14 protein-coding genes and 1 riboswitch are annotated in these 15,535 nt (G+C 60.2%); of the genes, 1 reads left to right on the forward strand and 13 read right to left on the reverse strand.

What is annotated here, in order from left to right; all coding sequences use genetic code 11:
• Positions 1–20: 20 nt before the first annotated feature.
• Complete coding sequence (locus VLL26_RS05265) at positions 21–1,334, forward strand: protein kinase domain-containing protein (protein ID WP_342320056.1); 1,314 nt, start codon at positions 21–23, stop codon at positions 1,332–1,334.
• A 109-nt stretch (positions 1,335–1,443) separates the two neighbouring features.
• On the opposite strand, the gene VLL26_RS05270 is transcribed toward VLL26_RS05265, so the two are convergent.
• The 13 genes from VLL26_RS05270 to VLL26_RS05330 form a co-directional block, all read right to left on the reverse strand.
• Positions 1,444–2,832 (reverse strand): class II 3-deoxy-7-phosphoheptulonate synthase, encoded by a 1,389-nt coding sequence (locus VLL26_RS05270; protein ID WP_342320057.1) that lies wholly within the window; start codon positions 2,830–2,832, stop codon positions 1,444–1,446.
• Between the two features lie 61 nt (positions 2,833–2,893).
• Entirely contained in the window at positions 2,894–3,415 is a 522-nt protein-coding gene (locus VLL26_RS05275; RefSeq protein WP_342320058.1) for a polyadenylate-specific 3'-exoribonuclease AS, read from the reverse strand.
• A 189-nt stretch (positions 3,416–3,604) separates the two neighbouring features.
• On the reverse strand, positions 3,605–4,342 hold the full coding sequence (locus VLL26_RS05280) for a lysophospholipid acyltransferase family protein (protein WP_342320059.1): 738 nt from the start codon (positions 4,340–4,342) through the stop codon (positions 3,605–3,607).
• Positions 4,343–4,358: 16 nt separating this feature from the next.
• Complete coding sequence (locus VLL26_RS05285) at positions 4,359–5,351, reverse strand: ROK family protein (protein WP_342320060.1); 993 nt, start codon at positions 5,349–5,351, stop codon at positions 4,359–4,361.
• Positions 5,352–5,362: 11 nt separating this feature from the next.
• The gene (locus VLL26_RS05290; RefSeq protein ID WP_342320061.1) at positions 5,363–6,502 is read right to left on the reverse strand and encodes a glycosyltransferase family 4 protein; all 1,140 of its coding nucleotides are present in this window, start codon (positions 6,500–6,502) and stop codon (positions 5,363–5,365) included.
• Between the two features lie 12 nt (positions 6,503–6,514).
• Positions 6,515–7,564: an NlpC/P60 family protein gene (locus tag VLL26_RS05295; protein ID WP_342320062.1), complete on the reverse strand. Its 1,050-nt coding sequence runs from the start codon at positions 7,562–7,564 to the stop codon at positions 6,515–6,517.
• Between the two features lie 152 nt (positions 7,565–7,716).
• Complete coding sequence (locus tag VLL26_RS05300; RefSeq protein ID WP_342320063.1) at positions 7,717–8,373, reverse strand: C40 family peptidase; 657 nt, start codon at positions 8,371–8,373, stop codon at positions 7,717–7,719.
• Positions 8,374–8,384: 11 nt separating this feature from the next.
• Positions 8,385–8,570: riboswitch (cyclic di-AMP (ydaO/yuaA leader) on the reverse strand.
• Positions 8,571–8,955: 385 nt separating this feature from the next.
• Positions 8,956–10,575 (reverse strand): cytochrome b, encoded by a 1,620-nt coding sequence (locus tag VLL26_RS05305; RefSeq protein WP_342320064.1) that lies wholly within the window; start codon positions 10,573–10,575, stop codon positions 8,956–8,958.
• Entirely contained in the window at positions 10,575–11,798 is a 1,224-nt protein-coding gene (locus VLL26_RS05310; protein ID WP_342320065.1) for a ubiquinol-cytochrome c reductase iron-sulfur subunit, read from the reverse strand. The genes VLL26_RS05305 and VLL26_RS05310 overlap by 1 nt, the downstream gene beginning before the upstream one ends.
• Positions 11,795–12,643, reverse strand: coding sequence for a c-type cytochrome (locus VLL26_RS05315; protein WP_342320066.1), 849 nt, complete (start codon positions 12,641–12,643; stop codon positions 11,795–11,797). Before VLL26_RS05315 ends, VLL26_RS05310 begins: the two co-directional genes overlap by 4 nt.
• A gap of 63 nt (positions 12,644–12,706) precedes the next feature.
• Positions 12,707–13,327 carry a cytochrome c oxidase subunit 3 gene (locus VLL26_RS05320; protein WP_342320067.1) on the reverse strand — a complete coding sequence of 207 codons (621 nt, stop codon included), beginning with the start codon at positions 13,325–13,327 and terminating at the stop codon, positions 12,707–12,709.
• A 433-nt stretch (positions 13,328–13,760) separates the two neighbouring features.
• A complete protein-coding gene (locus VLL26_RS05325) occupies positions 13,761–14,192 on the reverse strand; it encodes a cytochrome c oxidase subunit 4 (RefSeq protein WP_342320068.1) in 432 nt (143 codons plus the stop codon).
• Positions 14,193–14,210: 18 nt separating this feature from the next.
• Entirely contained in the window at positions 14,211–15,305 is a 1,095-nt protein-coding gene (locus VLL26_RS05330) for a cytochrome c oxidase subunit II (protein ID WP_342320069.1), read from the reverse strand.
• Positions 15,306–15,535 lie beyond the last annotated feature (230 nt).

The following is a 15,535-nucleotide window of genomic DNA, read 5'->3' on the forward strand; positions in this document are numbered from 1 at the left end:
CGTCGGCCATACTGGTGACCATGGCACAGCTCGCAGTCGGCTCATACCTGGAAGACCGCTACGTGATCGACCGGCCGATCGCGCGCGGCGGCATGTCCACGGTCTACCGCTGCGTAGACACTCGCCTCGACCGTGAAGTCGCCGCGAAAGTAATGGACGAACGCTATGTCCACGACCGCACCTTCCGCGAACGCTTCCGCCGCGAAGCGCTCGCCATGGCCAAACTCAACCACCCCAACCTGGTCAACGTTTACGACTTCTCCGCGGAAGGCGACAACCCGGCGCAGGTTTTTCTTATCATGGAACTGATCACCGGCGGCACCCTGCGCGAACTGCTCGCCGAGCGGGGGCCCATGCCGCCGCACGCCGCGGCCGCCGTGATGCGCGCCGTGCTGACCGGTTTGAGCCTTGCCCACCGCCGCGGCATGGTCCACCGCGATATCAAACCGGACAACGTCTTGATCAACAGCGATCACTCCGTCAAACTCGCTGACTTCGGGCTTGTGCGCGCCGCCGCAGATTCCCCGCAGTCAACTGACCAGATCATCGGAACGGTGTCCTACTTATCGCCCGAGCAAGTCGACGGCTCATCGCTCACGCAGGCCTCCGACGTTTACTCCGCCGGCATCGTGCTTTTCGAACTGCTCACAGGCGAAACGCCTTTCTCCGGCGACACGCCGCTGGCCCACGCCTACGCGCGCCTCAATGAGGACGTTGCTTCGCCGTCTTCGAAAATTACGGGCGTGCCAAAGCTTTTCGACGAACTCGTGGCCACCGCCACCTCACGCCAGCCCCGGGACCGCTTCCATGACGCCGGCGAGTTTCTCGCCGCGCTTGACGATGTCGCCCGCGAACTCGCGCTGCCCGACTACACCGTTCCGGTTCCCACTAACTCCGCCGCGAACCGTGCCGCCGCCCACCCGACGTCTGTGACGGCGGCCAGCGCAGCCAGTGCCCTCACTGAGGTTCAACCGGGGCGTGAGTTAGACCCTCAGCCGATACCGGAAACTCGTGTTTTTGAACAACGCCTCTTTCCCAACGTCACGCCAGCGCCAGAAACCGCTCTTGCCGGTGCGGAAACGGCGCCTGCGGCTGCTCCGGTTCCGCGTGTCGATGCTCCGTCTGCCCCCGCTGTCCGACAGCAACCAGATCCACCGGCACCTCGGCCCGTTAACCCGGTCACGAACCGTTCAGCGGCGGGGCTCGTTGTATTTTTGGTATTCGCTGGCTTATTTATCGTGGCTGTCCTTGTCGGTGCGTGGTGGTTTGGCTCCGGGATGTATGACACAACGCCGGAGCTCATCGCACCTATGCGTGCCGCGACGCCGCTATAGATGGCGGTTCTTTGGGGGCGGAAAAACCGCTGTGGTCGTGTCTTCGGCTCAAGGTGATTAAGCAGCAGTGCTCCCGGCGCTACCGCCGAGAGCACTTTCGCAAACGCCCTTAGTAGCGCAGCATCTCCGCCACAAGGAAGGCCAGCTCGAGGGCTTGCTCCGTGTTCAAGCGCGGGTCGCAGGCAGACTCGTAGCGGCCGGGCAGGTCAACGTCGGTGATGTCCTGGGCGCCACCGAGGCACTCCGTAACATTTTCGCCGGTTAGTTCAATGTGGATACCGCCCGGGTGGGTGCCCAACTGGCGGTGCACCTCGAAAAATCCCTGCGCCTCGTCGATGATCTTGTCGAAGTGGCGGGTTTTGTAACCATTGCTTGCAGTAAAGGTGTTGCCGTGCATGGGGTCCGACTGCCAAACCACCTTGTGCCCGGAGGCCTCCACAGCCTTGATAATGCCCGGTAGTACCTGACGCACGTTTTCGTGACCCATGCGGATAACCATGGTCAGTCGTCCCGGCTCGCGGTGCGGGTCTAGCTTCTCCGCGTAGGCGACGGCTTCCTCCGGGGTGGTTGTCGGCCCCAGCTTGATGCCCACCGGGTTGTTAATCAAGGCGGCGAAGTTGACGTGGAAGTCCTCCAAGCCGCGAGTGCGCTCACCGATCCACAACTGATGTGCGGAGAGGTCGTAGAGCTTAGTGTTGCCCTCATTATCCTGCGCCAGGCGCAGCATGGCGCGCTCGTAGTCCACCAGCAGCGCCTCGTGTGAAGCGTAGATCTCCGAGGTGCGCAGATGATCGTCGTTGACGCCGCACGCACTCATGAAGGCGAGAGAGCGCGAAATTTCGCGGGCCAACGCCTCGTAACGCGCGCCTGCAGGCGAGTTCGCCACGAATTGGCGGTTCCAGTCGTGGATGTTGTGCAGGTCAGCCGTGCCGGAGGCCACCAACGCCCGCACGAGGTTCATCGCCGCGGAGGAGTTTGCGTAGGCACGAACCATGCGGGCCGGATCGTGGCGACGAGCCTCAGCGTTTGGTTCCACACCGTTGACAATGTCTCCGCGGTAGTTCGGCAGGCCGTTGCTGTCCAGGTCGGAGGAGCGCGGTTTTGCGTACTGGCCGGCGATGCGCGCCAGCTTCACCACGGGCACGGACGCACCGTAAGTCAGCACCGCCGCCATCTGCAACAACGTGCGGATATTGGCGCGGATGTGCGGTTCAGTGTTGGACTCGAAAGTCTCAGCACAGTCGCCTCCTTGCAGCAAAAAGGCCTTACCCAGGGCAACGTCTTTCAGTTGTCGCTTGACTTCTTCTACTTCGGGGGCGAGCACGACAGGCGGAACCGACTCGAGAATCTTGCGGACATATCCCGCTTCTCGCTCGTCCCAGCTCGGCTGTTGCTTTGCATCTCGGGAAAGAACGTCCTGAAACTGCTTATTCAAATCTCCGGGCAGTGGCGGGAGTTCCGGTAGAGCGCTCTTGGGAATATCGATTGTCCAACTCACGCCTTTAGTTCTAGCACGTTATCGTGTCTCAGAACAGCCCTGTCCAAATTGGGCAAACTGATCAGTTAACTGGCGCAGTTACAGCCTGGCCGCCTCTGCCCAGCGGGAGAGCCCGGTGACAGATCCGAAACTTAGCCAAGTTGTGCTTCGCATCAACCAAGGCGTTGTGGTTTCCATCGGGAACGGCAGGCAGCTCCGGGGCACCGGCCATCTCCCAGTATTGCTTCAACTCGCGGGTAAAACGGGGTATCTCACGGGGAAGACCCGACATGTCCCCCCACATTTGTGCGAGGACAACGTGGTCATAGGCACCCACCCAGGCCCAGAGTTCGGGCGGTGTGTCTGCGTATGTGAGAAAGCGAAACACTTCATCACGGATCGTGGGCGTCGCTTTCCACAGTTCGCTTCGCGGGTTGGGCAGCTTGTCCAACACGTGTTTGCGTACCCACTGGTTGGCGCGGGAGGCGTCGAAATCTGTAGACACCGCATAGTATTCGCGGCCATCTTCGGCCACGATGCCGATGGAAACAAGCTCGATGGTCGAGCCGTCCTCGATGAACTCGGTGTCGTAGAAGTAGCGCACTTAATCCACCTGTGATCCGTCATCGACGTGGCGTGGCCAAAACATCGTCACAACCACTCCAATCACTGCGAGTGGCCCAATGATCCCCACATGGAAATCAATCGCTGATGCAAAAGTAAAACCAATCAGCAAAAGACTGCTGATGACAATTCTGGTCGTGAGATCGCGGTCTAAGTTCAACATTCCTCGCTAAAAATCCTTTGGCTCTGTACCTGCAGGGTAACCGAGCCCATCTTGGAGCGACTTTTTGACCTCCGTGGCGTACACATCCACGTATTCGTAGCCGCTTAGCTCCACAATTTTGCCCATCACATAATCGACGAATGGGCGCGCCACCTCCCGCGAGTCCGGGTCGTAGCCGTTTTCGCTGGCCCAGGCGTGCGGGTTGATCGGGTCACCGATTTTCATGCGGACCTTCACCGGGCGTGGAATGAAGGTGCCAATCGGGTTCGCTTTGCGCGTCTCAAGCATGGCCACCGGGTAGACGTCTACCCCAGAGTCCATGGCGATACGGGCAATGCCGGTGCGCCCTTTGTAGATACGACCGTCCGGAGAGCGGGTGCCCTCGGGATAAATGGCGAAGATCTCACCTGCGCTGAGCACTTCCTTAGCTGCGGCGGCGACGGCGTTGCCGGCGCCCTCCTCCCCCCGAAACACCGGGATCTGGCCCGCCGAGGAGAAGAAAAACTTCTTCACGCGCCCTTTGAAGCCCGGTTCGGTGAAGTATTCGCTTTTCGCCGGGAAGGTCAACTGCCGCTTCAACCTGAGCGGCAGGTAGAAGGAATCTAAGACTGCCTGATGGTTGGAGGCGAGGATGGCGGGTCCCTCTTTCGGGATCTTTTTCGCACCTTCGATACTAGGCCTGTTCCACAGAAACAGGGGCGGGCCGATAGTTGCTTTGAAGACGGTGTACCAGGTGTTCGTCATTGTTGCCTTTCCGTTTTCACGCATCCCGGCGGGCCAAGTCAGCGACCCCGATCATACCTGCCTCGGGCCCGAGTTCCGCTGTTGTCACCTTGGGCAGCGGCCGGTAGCCGGCGCCGACGATGCCAGCGGCCATCTCGTCGCGGGCGGTGTCAAGAAATAGGTCGGCGTCCGCGCTGACCCCTCCCCCAAGCACGATCAGTTCGGGGTCGAGGATATCCGCCACCATGGACAGGCCGTGGCCGAGCCAGTGGGCGAACCTTTCTATAGTCGCCTGCCCGAGCGCATCGCCGGCGCGGGCGGCGGCCATGATGTCGTGGCCGTCGGCACGCTTGTCGACGACCTTTCGATACAGCCCACATTTTTTGAAGCTGCCCTGCCCGGCGACCTCAACGGCTGTATCCACCAACGCCGTTCCGGAAGCGTAGCGCTCCAGGCACCCCTTTTTGCCGCAGGAGCACACCCGGCCATCTGGCACGACGACGATGTGCCCAAACTCGGGTGCGGTTCCGAAGGCCCCGCGGTAAATCTCGCCGTTGTGCATCAAGGTGGCGCCGATGCCGGTGCCGACGGCGAAGAAAACCCATGTGTGCGCGTTGCGGGCGGCGCCGTAGGTGTACTCGCCCCATGCAGCGGAGTTCGCGTCGTGTTCGAGGCGCACCGGCAGGCCTAGCTTCTTTTCCAAAAGGGCTTTGACGGCAGCGTCGTCGCGCCACGGCAGGTGCGGAGCGAAGCGGACGGTTTCGCACGACGGGTCGAGAAAACCCGCGATGGCTAGCCCCACTGCCACAATGTTGTGGCGTTGGCGGTAGTCCTCCACAATGTCGCAGATCAACTGGGTTAGTTCATCAGCCGAGTGCGGTGTGCGTGTGGAGCACCAGTCGACGATGCCGCCGTCGTCCGCGACGAGCGCGGCACGCACGTTGGTTCCGCCGATGTCGAAGCCTACCGTGAGCGCGCTTGACGACGCTGGCTTCGGCGAACCGTGCGGGTGGCGGGACTTTTCAGGCATAGCAGCCAATTCTAACCCTGTGGGAAAAGCGTCCAGTACAGGCGGTCGCCCAGTTCCTCCCAGCTATAGTTCTCTTGCACGAACTCTCTCGCCGTGGTTGACATCTCGGCGCGGGCTCGCGGGTTGGAAAGAAGGGAAATGAGTCCTTCTTCCACGGCGCGCGTGTTGCGTCCCGCTACCACGATTCCCGCTCCGGCTCCGACGGCTTCGGGCGCGCCGCCAGAATCCCCGGCGATGACCGGAACGCCGCAGGCCTGCGCCTCGAGGTAAACAATGCCCAACCCTTCGACGTCGAGGCCAGCCCCGCGGGTGCGCGCTGGCATCGCAAAAACATCGGCAGCAGCGATCGTTTCTCGCAGCGCAGTGCGCGACACTCTACCCGTGAAACTGACGGCACCGGAAAGGCCGCTGGCCATCGCGCGGAGGGTGCGCTCGTACGGCCCGGAACCCACGATGACGAGGCGGGTGTCAGGGACGGCAGCGCGGACGTCGCCAAGCGTGCGAATGAGTGTGTCCTGGCCTTTACGCGGCACCAGGCGTGAAGCGCAGACTATCAGCGGCGCCTGCCCCACCCCCAGTCGTGCGCGGGTGCTCTCAACCTCCGCTGGTGGAGCAGGGCGAAAGAACTGGCAGTCGACGCCGGAGGGAAGCTTGACGTAGTTGGGGTGGGCCCCAAAGGCCGAGCGAAACCTGTTGAGGGTGTATTCAGATATGTAAGTTATCGCATCGCAGCTATTGCCGATGCGCCGCAGCACTTGCCGCGCGCCCGGAATCATCGACCACCCCACTTCGTGCCCGTGAGTGGAAGCGACCACCCGACGCGCTCCAGCCTCCCGTGCCGCGGAGCCCATCAACGCCAGCGGTGCCGCCGCCCCGAACCACACACATTCAACATTGTGGTCGCGGATCAGCCGCTGCATGTGTTGGCGTACGGCCAACGTGGGCAGCAAAGTTTTCTCCGGCCTGCGTACCACCCGAAAAGGCACCTGGCTGTCTTCCGCACGCGCCTGCGCTTCGTTTTGGATAGAGGTCAGCACGATGAGCTTCTCCGGGTCAATGCGGCGCACCAGTTCGGTGCAGAAGTCGCGCAGATACGACTGAATCCCGCCCACTGTGGGCGGGAAGTCATTGCTGACAAGAAGGACCGTCATGCGGTTGGGGCTTTAATAGCGCACCGCACCTTGAATAGGCATCGAGTTGACGCTGACAACCTGAACCGGGATGCCGTAGTCGGAGGCGTGCACGACCTGGCCGTTGCCGATATACATCCCGACGTGTGTCACGCCCGGGTAGTAACCGACGATGTCGCCGGGCTGCAGCTCGGAAATAGCAACCGGGGTGCCGCCTGCAAGCTGCGCCTGGGAGGTGCGCGGGATGGCCTTTCCGTTTTGCCCGTAGGCCCACACCATCAGCCCGGAGCAGTCGAAGGCGTGCGGGCCCGCAGCACCCCAGCCGTAGGGTTTGCCGAGCTGGGCCATGGCGGCGCCGACGACTCCGGCACCAGCTCCAGACAGCAGGGCCTGCGGGAAAGCAATCGGGTTGCCCTTGGCAATCCAGCGGCTGCGTTGCTCGGGAGTCATGCCGTCGACGCGCTGGACGAGATCGGAAATACGCTCGTCGAGGTCGCTGCGTTCACGCTCTAGTTTGGCGCGTTTGGAGTCCAGGCGGTTGCGCTGGAATTGGGCTTGCGCCACGGCAATGTTGGCCTCGTTGGCACGCGCGGCCGCTTCGTTATTGGCTTCTTGCAGTTCCGCGACCGCTTGGCTGGCCTTGCGGTTCATGGCACTGAGGTAGGCGGCGCGGTCGATGAGCGATTGCGGGTTTTGCGCACCCAGGCTTGTCAAAATCACATCGGAGCGCGAATTGCGATTCTGGGAGGCCGCAAGCTTATCGACGCCCTCCTGCTCCAACGCACTGGCTTCCTGCGCACGCTGCGCTTCGGCGCGGGCGTGAACCACACGAGCGCGAAGGTCCTCCAGGTATTGCTCGGCGGCGGCGATTTCGTCCTCGGTCTGTTTGATTTCCTCGTTTTTGCCGGTCGCCTCGTGCGAAAGTGAGTCCATTTCCTGGATCATGTCGTCTATCTCGTCGGCTTGAGCAGCGGACCCGCCAACAGCGACAGCGACTGAGGTCATGGCGATGGCACTGCTCATCGCAGCGGAAATGGTGCGGCGGGTTACTGTGCCACGGGTGGCGAGGGAATGTTTGCCCACGAAGTCCTCTTTCGACATTGAGCTGTTGTGCCACGTGCGGAAAAGACAACACGAAAATTACAAAACTGTTACATAACTATAGCGCATCCTTGCCCGTAATCAAGAAAACCCGCCTCCCCGGCTAGTGCGGGAGGCGGGTTTATGCTGCCCGATTAGAAACGGACGGCAGAGTGAACCGGCATCATGTGCAGCGGACGCTCGCCGACCGGGGTACCGGAGTTCAAAGCGTCGATGATGGTGCCGTTGCCCGTGTAGATACCCACGTGGGAGGCGCCACCGTAGTAGGCAATGATGTCGCCCGGCTGCAATTGGTCGAGCGGCACTCGCTTGCCGCCACCGGCCTGCGCCTGGGAGGTACGGGGAATGGATTTGCCGGCCTGGGCGTAGACCCAGGAGGTGAAGCCAGAGCAGTCAAAGACGTTCGGGCCTGCGGCGCCGTAGACGTAGCCGGCGCCCATCTTGGTGCGGGCAATTTCAACAATGCGCTCGCCCTCGGTTTTGGCGGGAGCAGGGGCAGGTGCCGGAGCCGTCGGAGCGGCGTCGCCCACCGGGGCGTTGTAATTGGCGGCTTGCTGGCCCTGAACGTTATTGAGCGCCGGAATCCAATCGGCAGCGCCCGGGATGTTCTCAATACCGGGGATCTTCTCAATGTTCGGAATGTCAATGGAAGCCGGAATTGGGCTATTCGGAACGCGGACCTCTGCGGCGCTGGCGGTCGTCGGCGCGATGAGAGCGGCGCCTGCAGCTACTGCGGTAGCGGCAGCGACGTTGCGGGCAGTGCTGTTGTTTTGTCGACGGTGCTTAGCCACGAATTAAGTCTCCATATCATCTCTATTGCCTACCGGGTTAGCTGTCGGGTTCGGCCTGAGAAATAGCCTTGCCACGCTCCGCGCCGACAACGATCGGTGCCCTTGCGCGCTTTCACCCCAGGAGTGCTGTGGGTCCCCGGCTCCCCTTTCGTGCCGTGAGGTTCACGACCATCCGGGGGACTCGGCATATATGTTCTTATGCTTCTTGCTTCCAACTGTGTTGTCACAATGTCTCGGTAAGATTACGAAAAAGACACGGGCCTTGTCCAGCCCGACACCCTTTGCCGAGTAGTCACCTTCTGTCCCGGCAGTTTTTCGCCGCCGCTCGGCTTTCATATACGGGCGCTATCACGAAATGTAGACGCGTCAGCAAGGCCTTAACCAGTACATATAATCCAAAAAGAAGAATGTGATAACAAAAGGTGCGAATGTAGCTTTTCCCGCAAAACTTTTTTTGTGATCTTTTTCACACTTCACTTGGAGCTTCAATATCACGAACCAATAAAAGAAAAATAACCCCCTCCAAGAGAGGGGGTTATTAACCGCAAGGCCAGATGGACCCGAGGTGGATCCGCGACCGTCCTAATGGCCTGCGTCGCGGTCCGTAGCGTCCTTGTTAGCTTCCAAAGCGCGCAGAGTCTCGATCTCATCGCGGTGGTTGCGCTCAACCTGCTCACGCACCCGCTCCGAGACACCAAGTTCTGCCGGGCGGAACGTGCCGATCGTTTCGCTATCAGAGTAGCCAAGCTGGTTCATCTGCTTCGGAACGGGGGCACCGGCGTACTCAAGCGGGATCGGGTGTCCGTGCTCATCGACCGGGCCGAGCGGCTGGTGAACCTCAATGAAGGCACCGTTAGGCAGCTTCTTAATAATGCCAGTCTCAATGCCGTGCGCCAGCACCTCGCGGTCAGAGCGCTGCAAACCAACGCAAATGCGGTAAGTGATGAAGTACGCCAACGGCGGCAAAACAATCAAGCCGATGCGTCCGAACCACGTCATCGCGTTAAGCGAGATCTGGAAGAAGTGCGCCACATGGTCGTTGCCGCCGGAAATGGTCAGCAGCAGGAAGAATACGATGCCCATGACTCCGATACCGGTGCGCACCGGAACGTCGCGGGGGCGCTGCAGCAAGTTGTGGTGGGCGTCGTCGCCGGTCACCTTCTTCTCGATGAACGGGTAGGCGAAAAGCAACACCACCAGGGCGCCACACAGAAGGGCCACCCAGAATGCACCCGGGATTGTGTAATTGCCCAAGTAAAGCTCCCACGCCGGCATGACACGGGCGGCGCCGTCCGTCCACAGCATGTAGACGTCAGGCTGCGAACCTGCGGAGACTTGCGAGGGGTTGTACGGGCCGATATTCCAGATCGCGTTGATGGTAGTCAAACCAGCCATGCCGGCGAGCACAGCGAAGACAACAAACATAAAGCCGATCGCCTTGATGGCGAAGACGGGCATAATGCGAATGCCAACGACGTTGTTCTCGGTACGGCCAGGACCCGGGAACTGCGTGTGCTTTTGGAACCACACCAGCAACAGGTGGGCAGCCACGAGAGCCAGGATGATACCCGGCAGGATCAGCACGTGCAGAATGTAGAAACGGTCCAGCATCAGCTCGGAGGGGAAGTCGCCGCCGAAGATAGCCCAGTGCATCCAGGTACCAATGATCGGCAGGCCGACGATGATGGCGGACATAATGCGCAGACCAACACCGGAGAGCAAATCGTCAGGCAGGGAGTAACCCATGAAGCCCTCGGCCATTCCGAGCAAGATCAGGGTGACACCGATGACCCAGTTTGCCTCGCGCGGGCGGCGGAAAGCACCGGTGAAGAAAATACGCATCATGTGGGCGAACATCGCCATCATGAACATCAAGGCCGCCCAGTGGTGCATCTGGCGGACAAAGAGGCCGCCGCGCACACCAAAGGAGATGTCAAGGGCGGTCGCGTAGGCACGCGACATTTCGACGCCGTTGAGAGGCAGGTAATCGCCGTCGTAAATCACTTTGGTGATCGACGGGTCAAAAAACAGCGCCAGGTAAATGCCCGTCAACAACAGGATGATGAAGCTGTATAGCGCCATCTCCCCGAGCATGAAGGACCAGTGAGTCGGGAATACCTTGTTCAACTGTGGCCGAAGAATTCCCGAGACTGTGTAGCGCGAATCAACATTGTCCGCGGCTTGTGCGAGTTTAGTGCTCATTAGGACTTACGCTCCCAGAATGCCGGGCCGACAGGTTCAATGAAGTTCCCGCCGGCAACGAGGTAACCGTCTTCGTCAATGGTCACAGGAAGCTGCGGCAGAGCACGGGCGGCCGGGCCAAAGACCGGCTTGCCATACTGCAGCGCATCGAACTGCGACTGGTGGCACGGGCAAAGAATACGATTGGTTTGCGCCTCGTACAGCGAGGTCGGGCAACCAATGTGCGTGCAAATCTTGGAGTAGGCGTAGTAGTCGCCGTAGTGGAAAGACTCTTGCCCCTCCCGCTCGATGACCTTCTGCGCATCCGAGGAACGCAGACGAATCAGCATGACCGCGTTGCGCGGACCGTGAATCGAGTGCATGTGGTTTTCGTAAACGTCGCGCTGCGGATCGTAGTCGGCGCCGTCGTTGACGTCGTCCGAGTACAACGGGAAGACCGTTTCCATCGACGCGGCCGCGAGATCCTCGGGGCGCATACGCACCAAGCGGGAAACGCCAGCGGTGGAATAGTGCGAACCGCTCTCGCCCTTATGCAATTCGGCGATGGCGCCAGTGTCGCGGCCAAGGTAAATCTTCGTGCCCTGTTCCGCAAGGGTCCAACCATGAGTCCACAGGGTGCCGTCACCGCCGTAGCCCAGCTCGTGGCGGACCTTCCACGGGTTTTTAATCATGCCGCCAAGCGGGGCAATGATCATCAGACCCGTGAGCAGACCAGCGGTTCCGAGCAGTCCCTGCATTGCTTTGCGACGCCCAAAGGTCGACGTTTCCCAGGCGTCGTTTAGCAACGCCGTGGTGGTGCGGCGGTCCAGTTCGCTGGAGCGCCCATCGTGACGACGCTGCACCGAGATCTCCTCGGGCACGAACTTCTTTACATATTGGATGATCGCGATACCGAGCGATCCCAGCGACAGCAGCGAAGTCAGGCCCAGCAGCGGGGTGTAAAGGGTGTATAGCCACAGGCCCTCGTCGCCGTGGAACTTCGCCTCCCACGGCCAAAACAGGTAGACCGCCAGGAAGGCGAGACCCATCACGACGGAAATGCCCAACCAAATGTTGATTCCGCGGGCGGCGGCTTTCTCGCGCGGATCGCCGTCGACCGGGAAACGCTCCTTGCGGTAGGCAACGGTGACGTCGTCGAGTTCGGTGCCTAAAGCTGCGAGTTCCGCGTTGTTCATCTTCGACAACTCGGCTTCAGTGTAGTTCTTGTTTACATCATTGGTCATGAGCGCGATCCAATCCAGATAGCGGCGGCGGCGACGAGGCTGACGCCAATAACCCACATGGCAATGCCTTCAGAAACCGGGCCGAGGCCACCCAGGGCGTAACCGGACGGACTCGGGGTTTCCTTCGTAGATTTAATGAAGGCGATGATGTCCTTCTTCTCGTCAGCGGTGAGCTGGCGATCGGAGAACTTAGGCATGTTTTGTGGGCCGGTCAGCATGGCCTGGTAAATCTCCTGCTCGTTGGCAGGATCCAGTGGCGGCGCGTACTTTCCGGAGGACAGTGCGCCACCGCGGCCAGTGAAGTTGTGGCAGGAGGCGCAGTTCAGGCGGAACAGCTCGCCACCACGGGCAACGTCCTCGGCTTGAATCTGCCCGTTGTAGTTCTTGCCACGAAGCGAGTCCATGGCAATTTTGCCTTCGTCATCGTAGACAAGCTCCGGGCCACCGCCGTTGGCGGCAACGTAGGCCGCCAATGCGAGCGCCTGGGACTCGGTGTAGCGCGGCTTTTTGCGCTCAGCCTGAGCGTCGTTGGACATCATCGGCATGCGGCCAGAGTTGACCTGGAAGTACACGGAGCCTTCGCCGGAGCCGATGAGTGACGGGCCGCGGCCCTCGACGCCCTGCAGGTTGACACCGTGGCAGGTGATGCAGGCGACGTCGTAGATGTCCTTGCCCTCCTGAATCATTGCCTGCTCATCACGTTGGGCGGTGGCCATCTGAGCGTTCGGCGCGAGGGCGCTGGCAAGCATGCCGGCACCGGTCAAGCCGAAGGTCAGTGCCGCTGCACCAGCGACGGTGCGCCGCATTTTGCGGCCGCTGCGCGTCTTCTTTGGGGTGTTTTCCATCTTCTTCCCTTTAGCGACAGTTGAGAAATATGAAATGACTGTTAATTCATCACGCTGCAGCTACTACTGCACGAGGTACAAAGTGATGAAGACGCCGACCCAAATGACGTCGACGAAGTGCCAGTAGTAGGACGTCGCCATGGCGGCGGTCGCCTGGGCCGGGGTGAACTTGGTTTTGGAGATCCGCATGAGTACGACGATGAAGGCCAAAATTCCGGCCGTCACGTGAGCCATGTGGAATCCGGTGATGATGTAGACCATCGAACCGAACACGGAGGCCTGCGGCGTCACACCGTGCAGGACCATTTCCGTCCACTCGAATGCCACCAGACCCAAGAAGATCACACCGAGGAGGATGGTTATGGAAAACCACTTGCGGAGCCCGAAAACGTCACCCCTTTCCGCGGCAAAGACACCCAACTGTGAAGTCACAGACGAGGTGAGCAAAACGATGGTGATAATCAGGCCGAACATCACGTTGAGGTGTTCGGTCTGCTTATCCCAGTCGCCTGCGGTCATGCCGTTTGCCCGCGAGGTGAAGTACATCGCGAACAGGCCGGCGAAGAACATGAGCTCTTGGGCGAGGAACGCAATCGTGCCCACACTGACCATGTTGGGTCGGTTCAGTGCAGGGACACGGCTTTGCGGTGTCGCCATACCTTGGTTAGAAATTGCGGTCGTCACGCATGCCAGTATCGCGCTTTTTGGGCTGAAAGTCACTTCAACTACCCCCGAAATTTTCCTGTTAACGACCGAAAGACCAGCGAATTTGCCAACGTTGGCGTTTTGGAAAAAGTTTTTTGAAACCTCGGGAACTATTGCGCATCGCTTTACGACGCCCCATCGACGCTGGTCATCCACCAGGGAGAGAAAAATCGGTCGGATTTGGCGACATTGCGGGATTGTCAGCCCGCCGAAGGAACTATTTCCTGTCCGCCAGAACGGTTCCCGAGTGTGACACGTTTCACATTAACCATTGCGCTAAACCCCGCGTTAACCAACTTTCGGTTGACCCCCATGCGGACGTTAAAAAATCCCCCTCAACCAAGGAGGGGGATGAGACTGGTGGCTGGAAGGCTACCGTCGACAAGCTCTCGCCCGCGACAAAAACTGGAATCTAGTGCTTCTCACGCGGGATGGAGTACTGCAAATTGAGCTGAGTTGTGGTCCACACCAACAACACCGCGCCGATCGCGACGAGCCACAACTGCCAGAAAGCAATGCCCAGGCCCAGGAAAAAGACCGCGCCGGCCATCGCCAACGGCCAGATGGAGTTCGGGGAGAAGAAGCCGAGCACACCAGCACCATCTTCGATCTCCGCTTCCTCCCAGTCCTCCGGAAGGACATCCATGCGGCGCTCCGTGAAATCGAGGTAGACAGCCAACATGAACGCCAGCGCGGTAGCGAGCACCAGGCCGACAGCGCCGACCCACTCCACGCCAAAAAGGTAGGCGTCGTCGCCGACCCACATCGTCGCCATGATGTAGAAGACACCCATCAAGAGGAGGAAGGTGCCAATGGCGTAAAAGACCTTTGATCCGGTTCCCATTGTCCGTGTCTCTCTTTCTTATGCGTTTGCGTTCGGGTCGGTGAAGTTGTCGCCGCTGCGGGTCCCCAGACGGTCCGACACGAACGGGCGGGTGGAGGTTGCGTACGGTTCCTGGCCAATGGCCTTAAGGGCCTCCGCATTGGTCGCGTCCGGGTTTTCGTCACGGAAGGCGATGTAGTCACGGAAGTCCGCCGGGGAGACTGCACGGATTTCGAAGTTCATCATGGCGTGGTAGGTACCGCACATCTCGGCACAGCGCCCAACGAACGCGCCTTCACGGTCAATCTTTTCGATCTGGAAAGCACGCTCCTGCTGGTTCGCCTCCGGGTGGGCGTATGCGTCACGTTTGAACAGGAACTCCGGAACCCAGAAAGCGTGGTTCACGTCGCCGGACGCGAGGCGGAACTCAATTGGGGTATCGGTCGGGAGAACCAGAACCGGAACCTCATTGGTGGCGCCGAGCGTCTCGATCTTGTTGTAGTTCAAGTAAGACTGGTCACCCATCGATGCGCCGTGGATCGGGTTGGCGTTTTTCAGATCCTCCGGGTCGTACTTGGTTGCCTCCGCAGCGGCCTGACGCTCCTCGTCAACACCGATGTATTTCTGGCCGTTGGGAGCCAGGCCGGCGCCCACCTCGGCGTAGCCGAACTTCCAGTTCCACTGGAAGGCGGTGACGTCGACAGTAACCTCCGGGTCCTTATCCCGAGCAGTCACCACGGTCTGAGCCTGAACAGTGAAGAAGAACAGGGCAAACACGATAATGATCGGGACGATGGTGAGAACCAACTCCAGCGGCACGTTGTACTGCAGTTGCTTCGGGAACTCGTCATTGGTCCTTTTCGCGCGGGCCTTGCCGTTCCACTTAAAGATGGCGGTGAGGAACAGACCCCACATGACAATGCCGATGATCCAGGCGGCCACCCAAACCCAAACCCAGAAGTTATACAACTGGACAGCTTCCGGGGTGACCGGGTCAGGCCAGCCCATGTCCAGAACTTTGGCGACCGCCTCCGGCGGGGCTACCTCACAACCGGCGAGGCCGAGGCCACCAAGAAACAGCGAGGCGGCGAGGCCAGCCTTCCTGGCAAAGCTGCGGTTCTTTACCTTTTCCACGTGTGTCTGCCTTCCTGTCCACACTAAAAACCAATCAATGTCCACGTGCAGATGCAGACATTGCTACCCAGTCAGGATAGAACATTTCGCCAGGTGATTCGGAATCGGCAGCCCGCCGCCACCTGCCCAGCTTCGCTGCCACATCTACCGCCGAGAATCTATCCGCGCTGCCAGCGCTGTTGCAGGAAGTTAATCAACACCCACGGCAACAAAGTAACGCCCGTCACATT

This window comes from Corynebacterium sp. BD556, from assembly GCF_038452275.1.
In the GTDB taxonomy this organism is placed as follows: Bacteria; Actinomycetota; Actinomycetes; order Mycobacteriales; family Mycobacteriaceae; genus Corynebacterium; species Corynebacterium mayonis.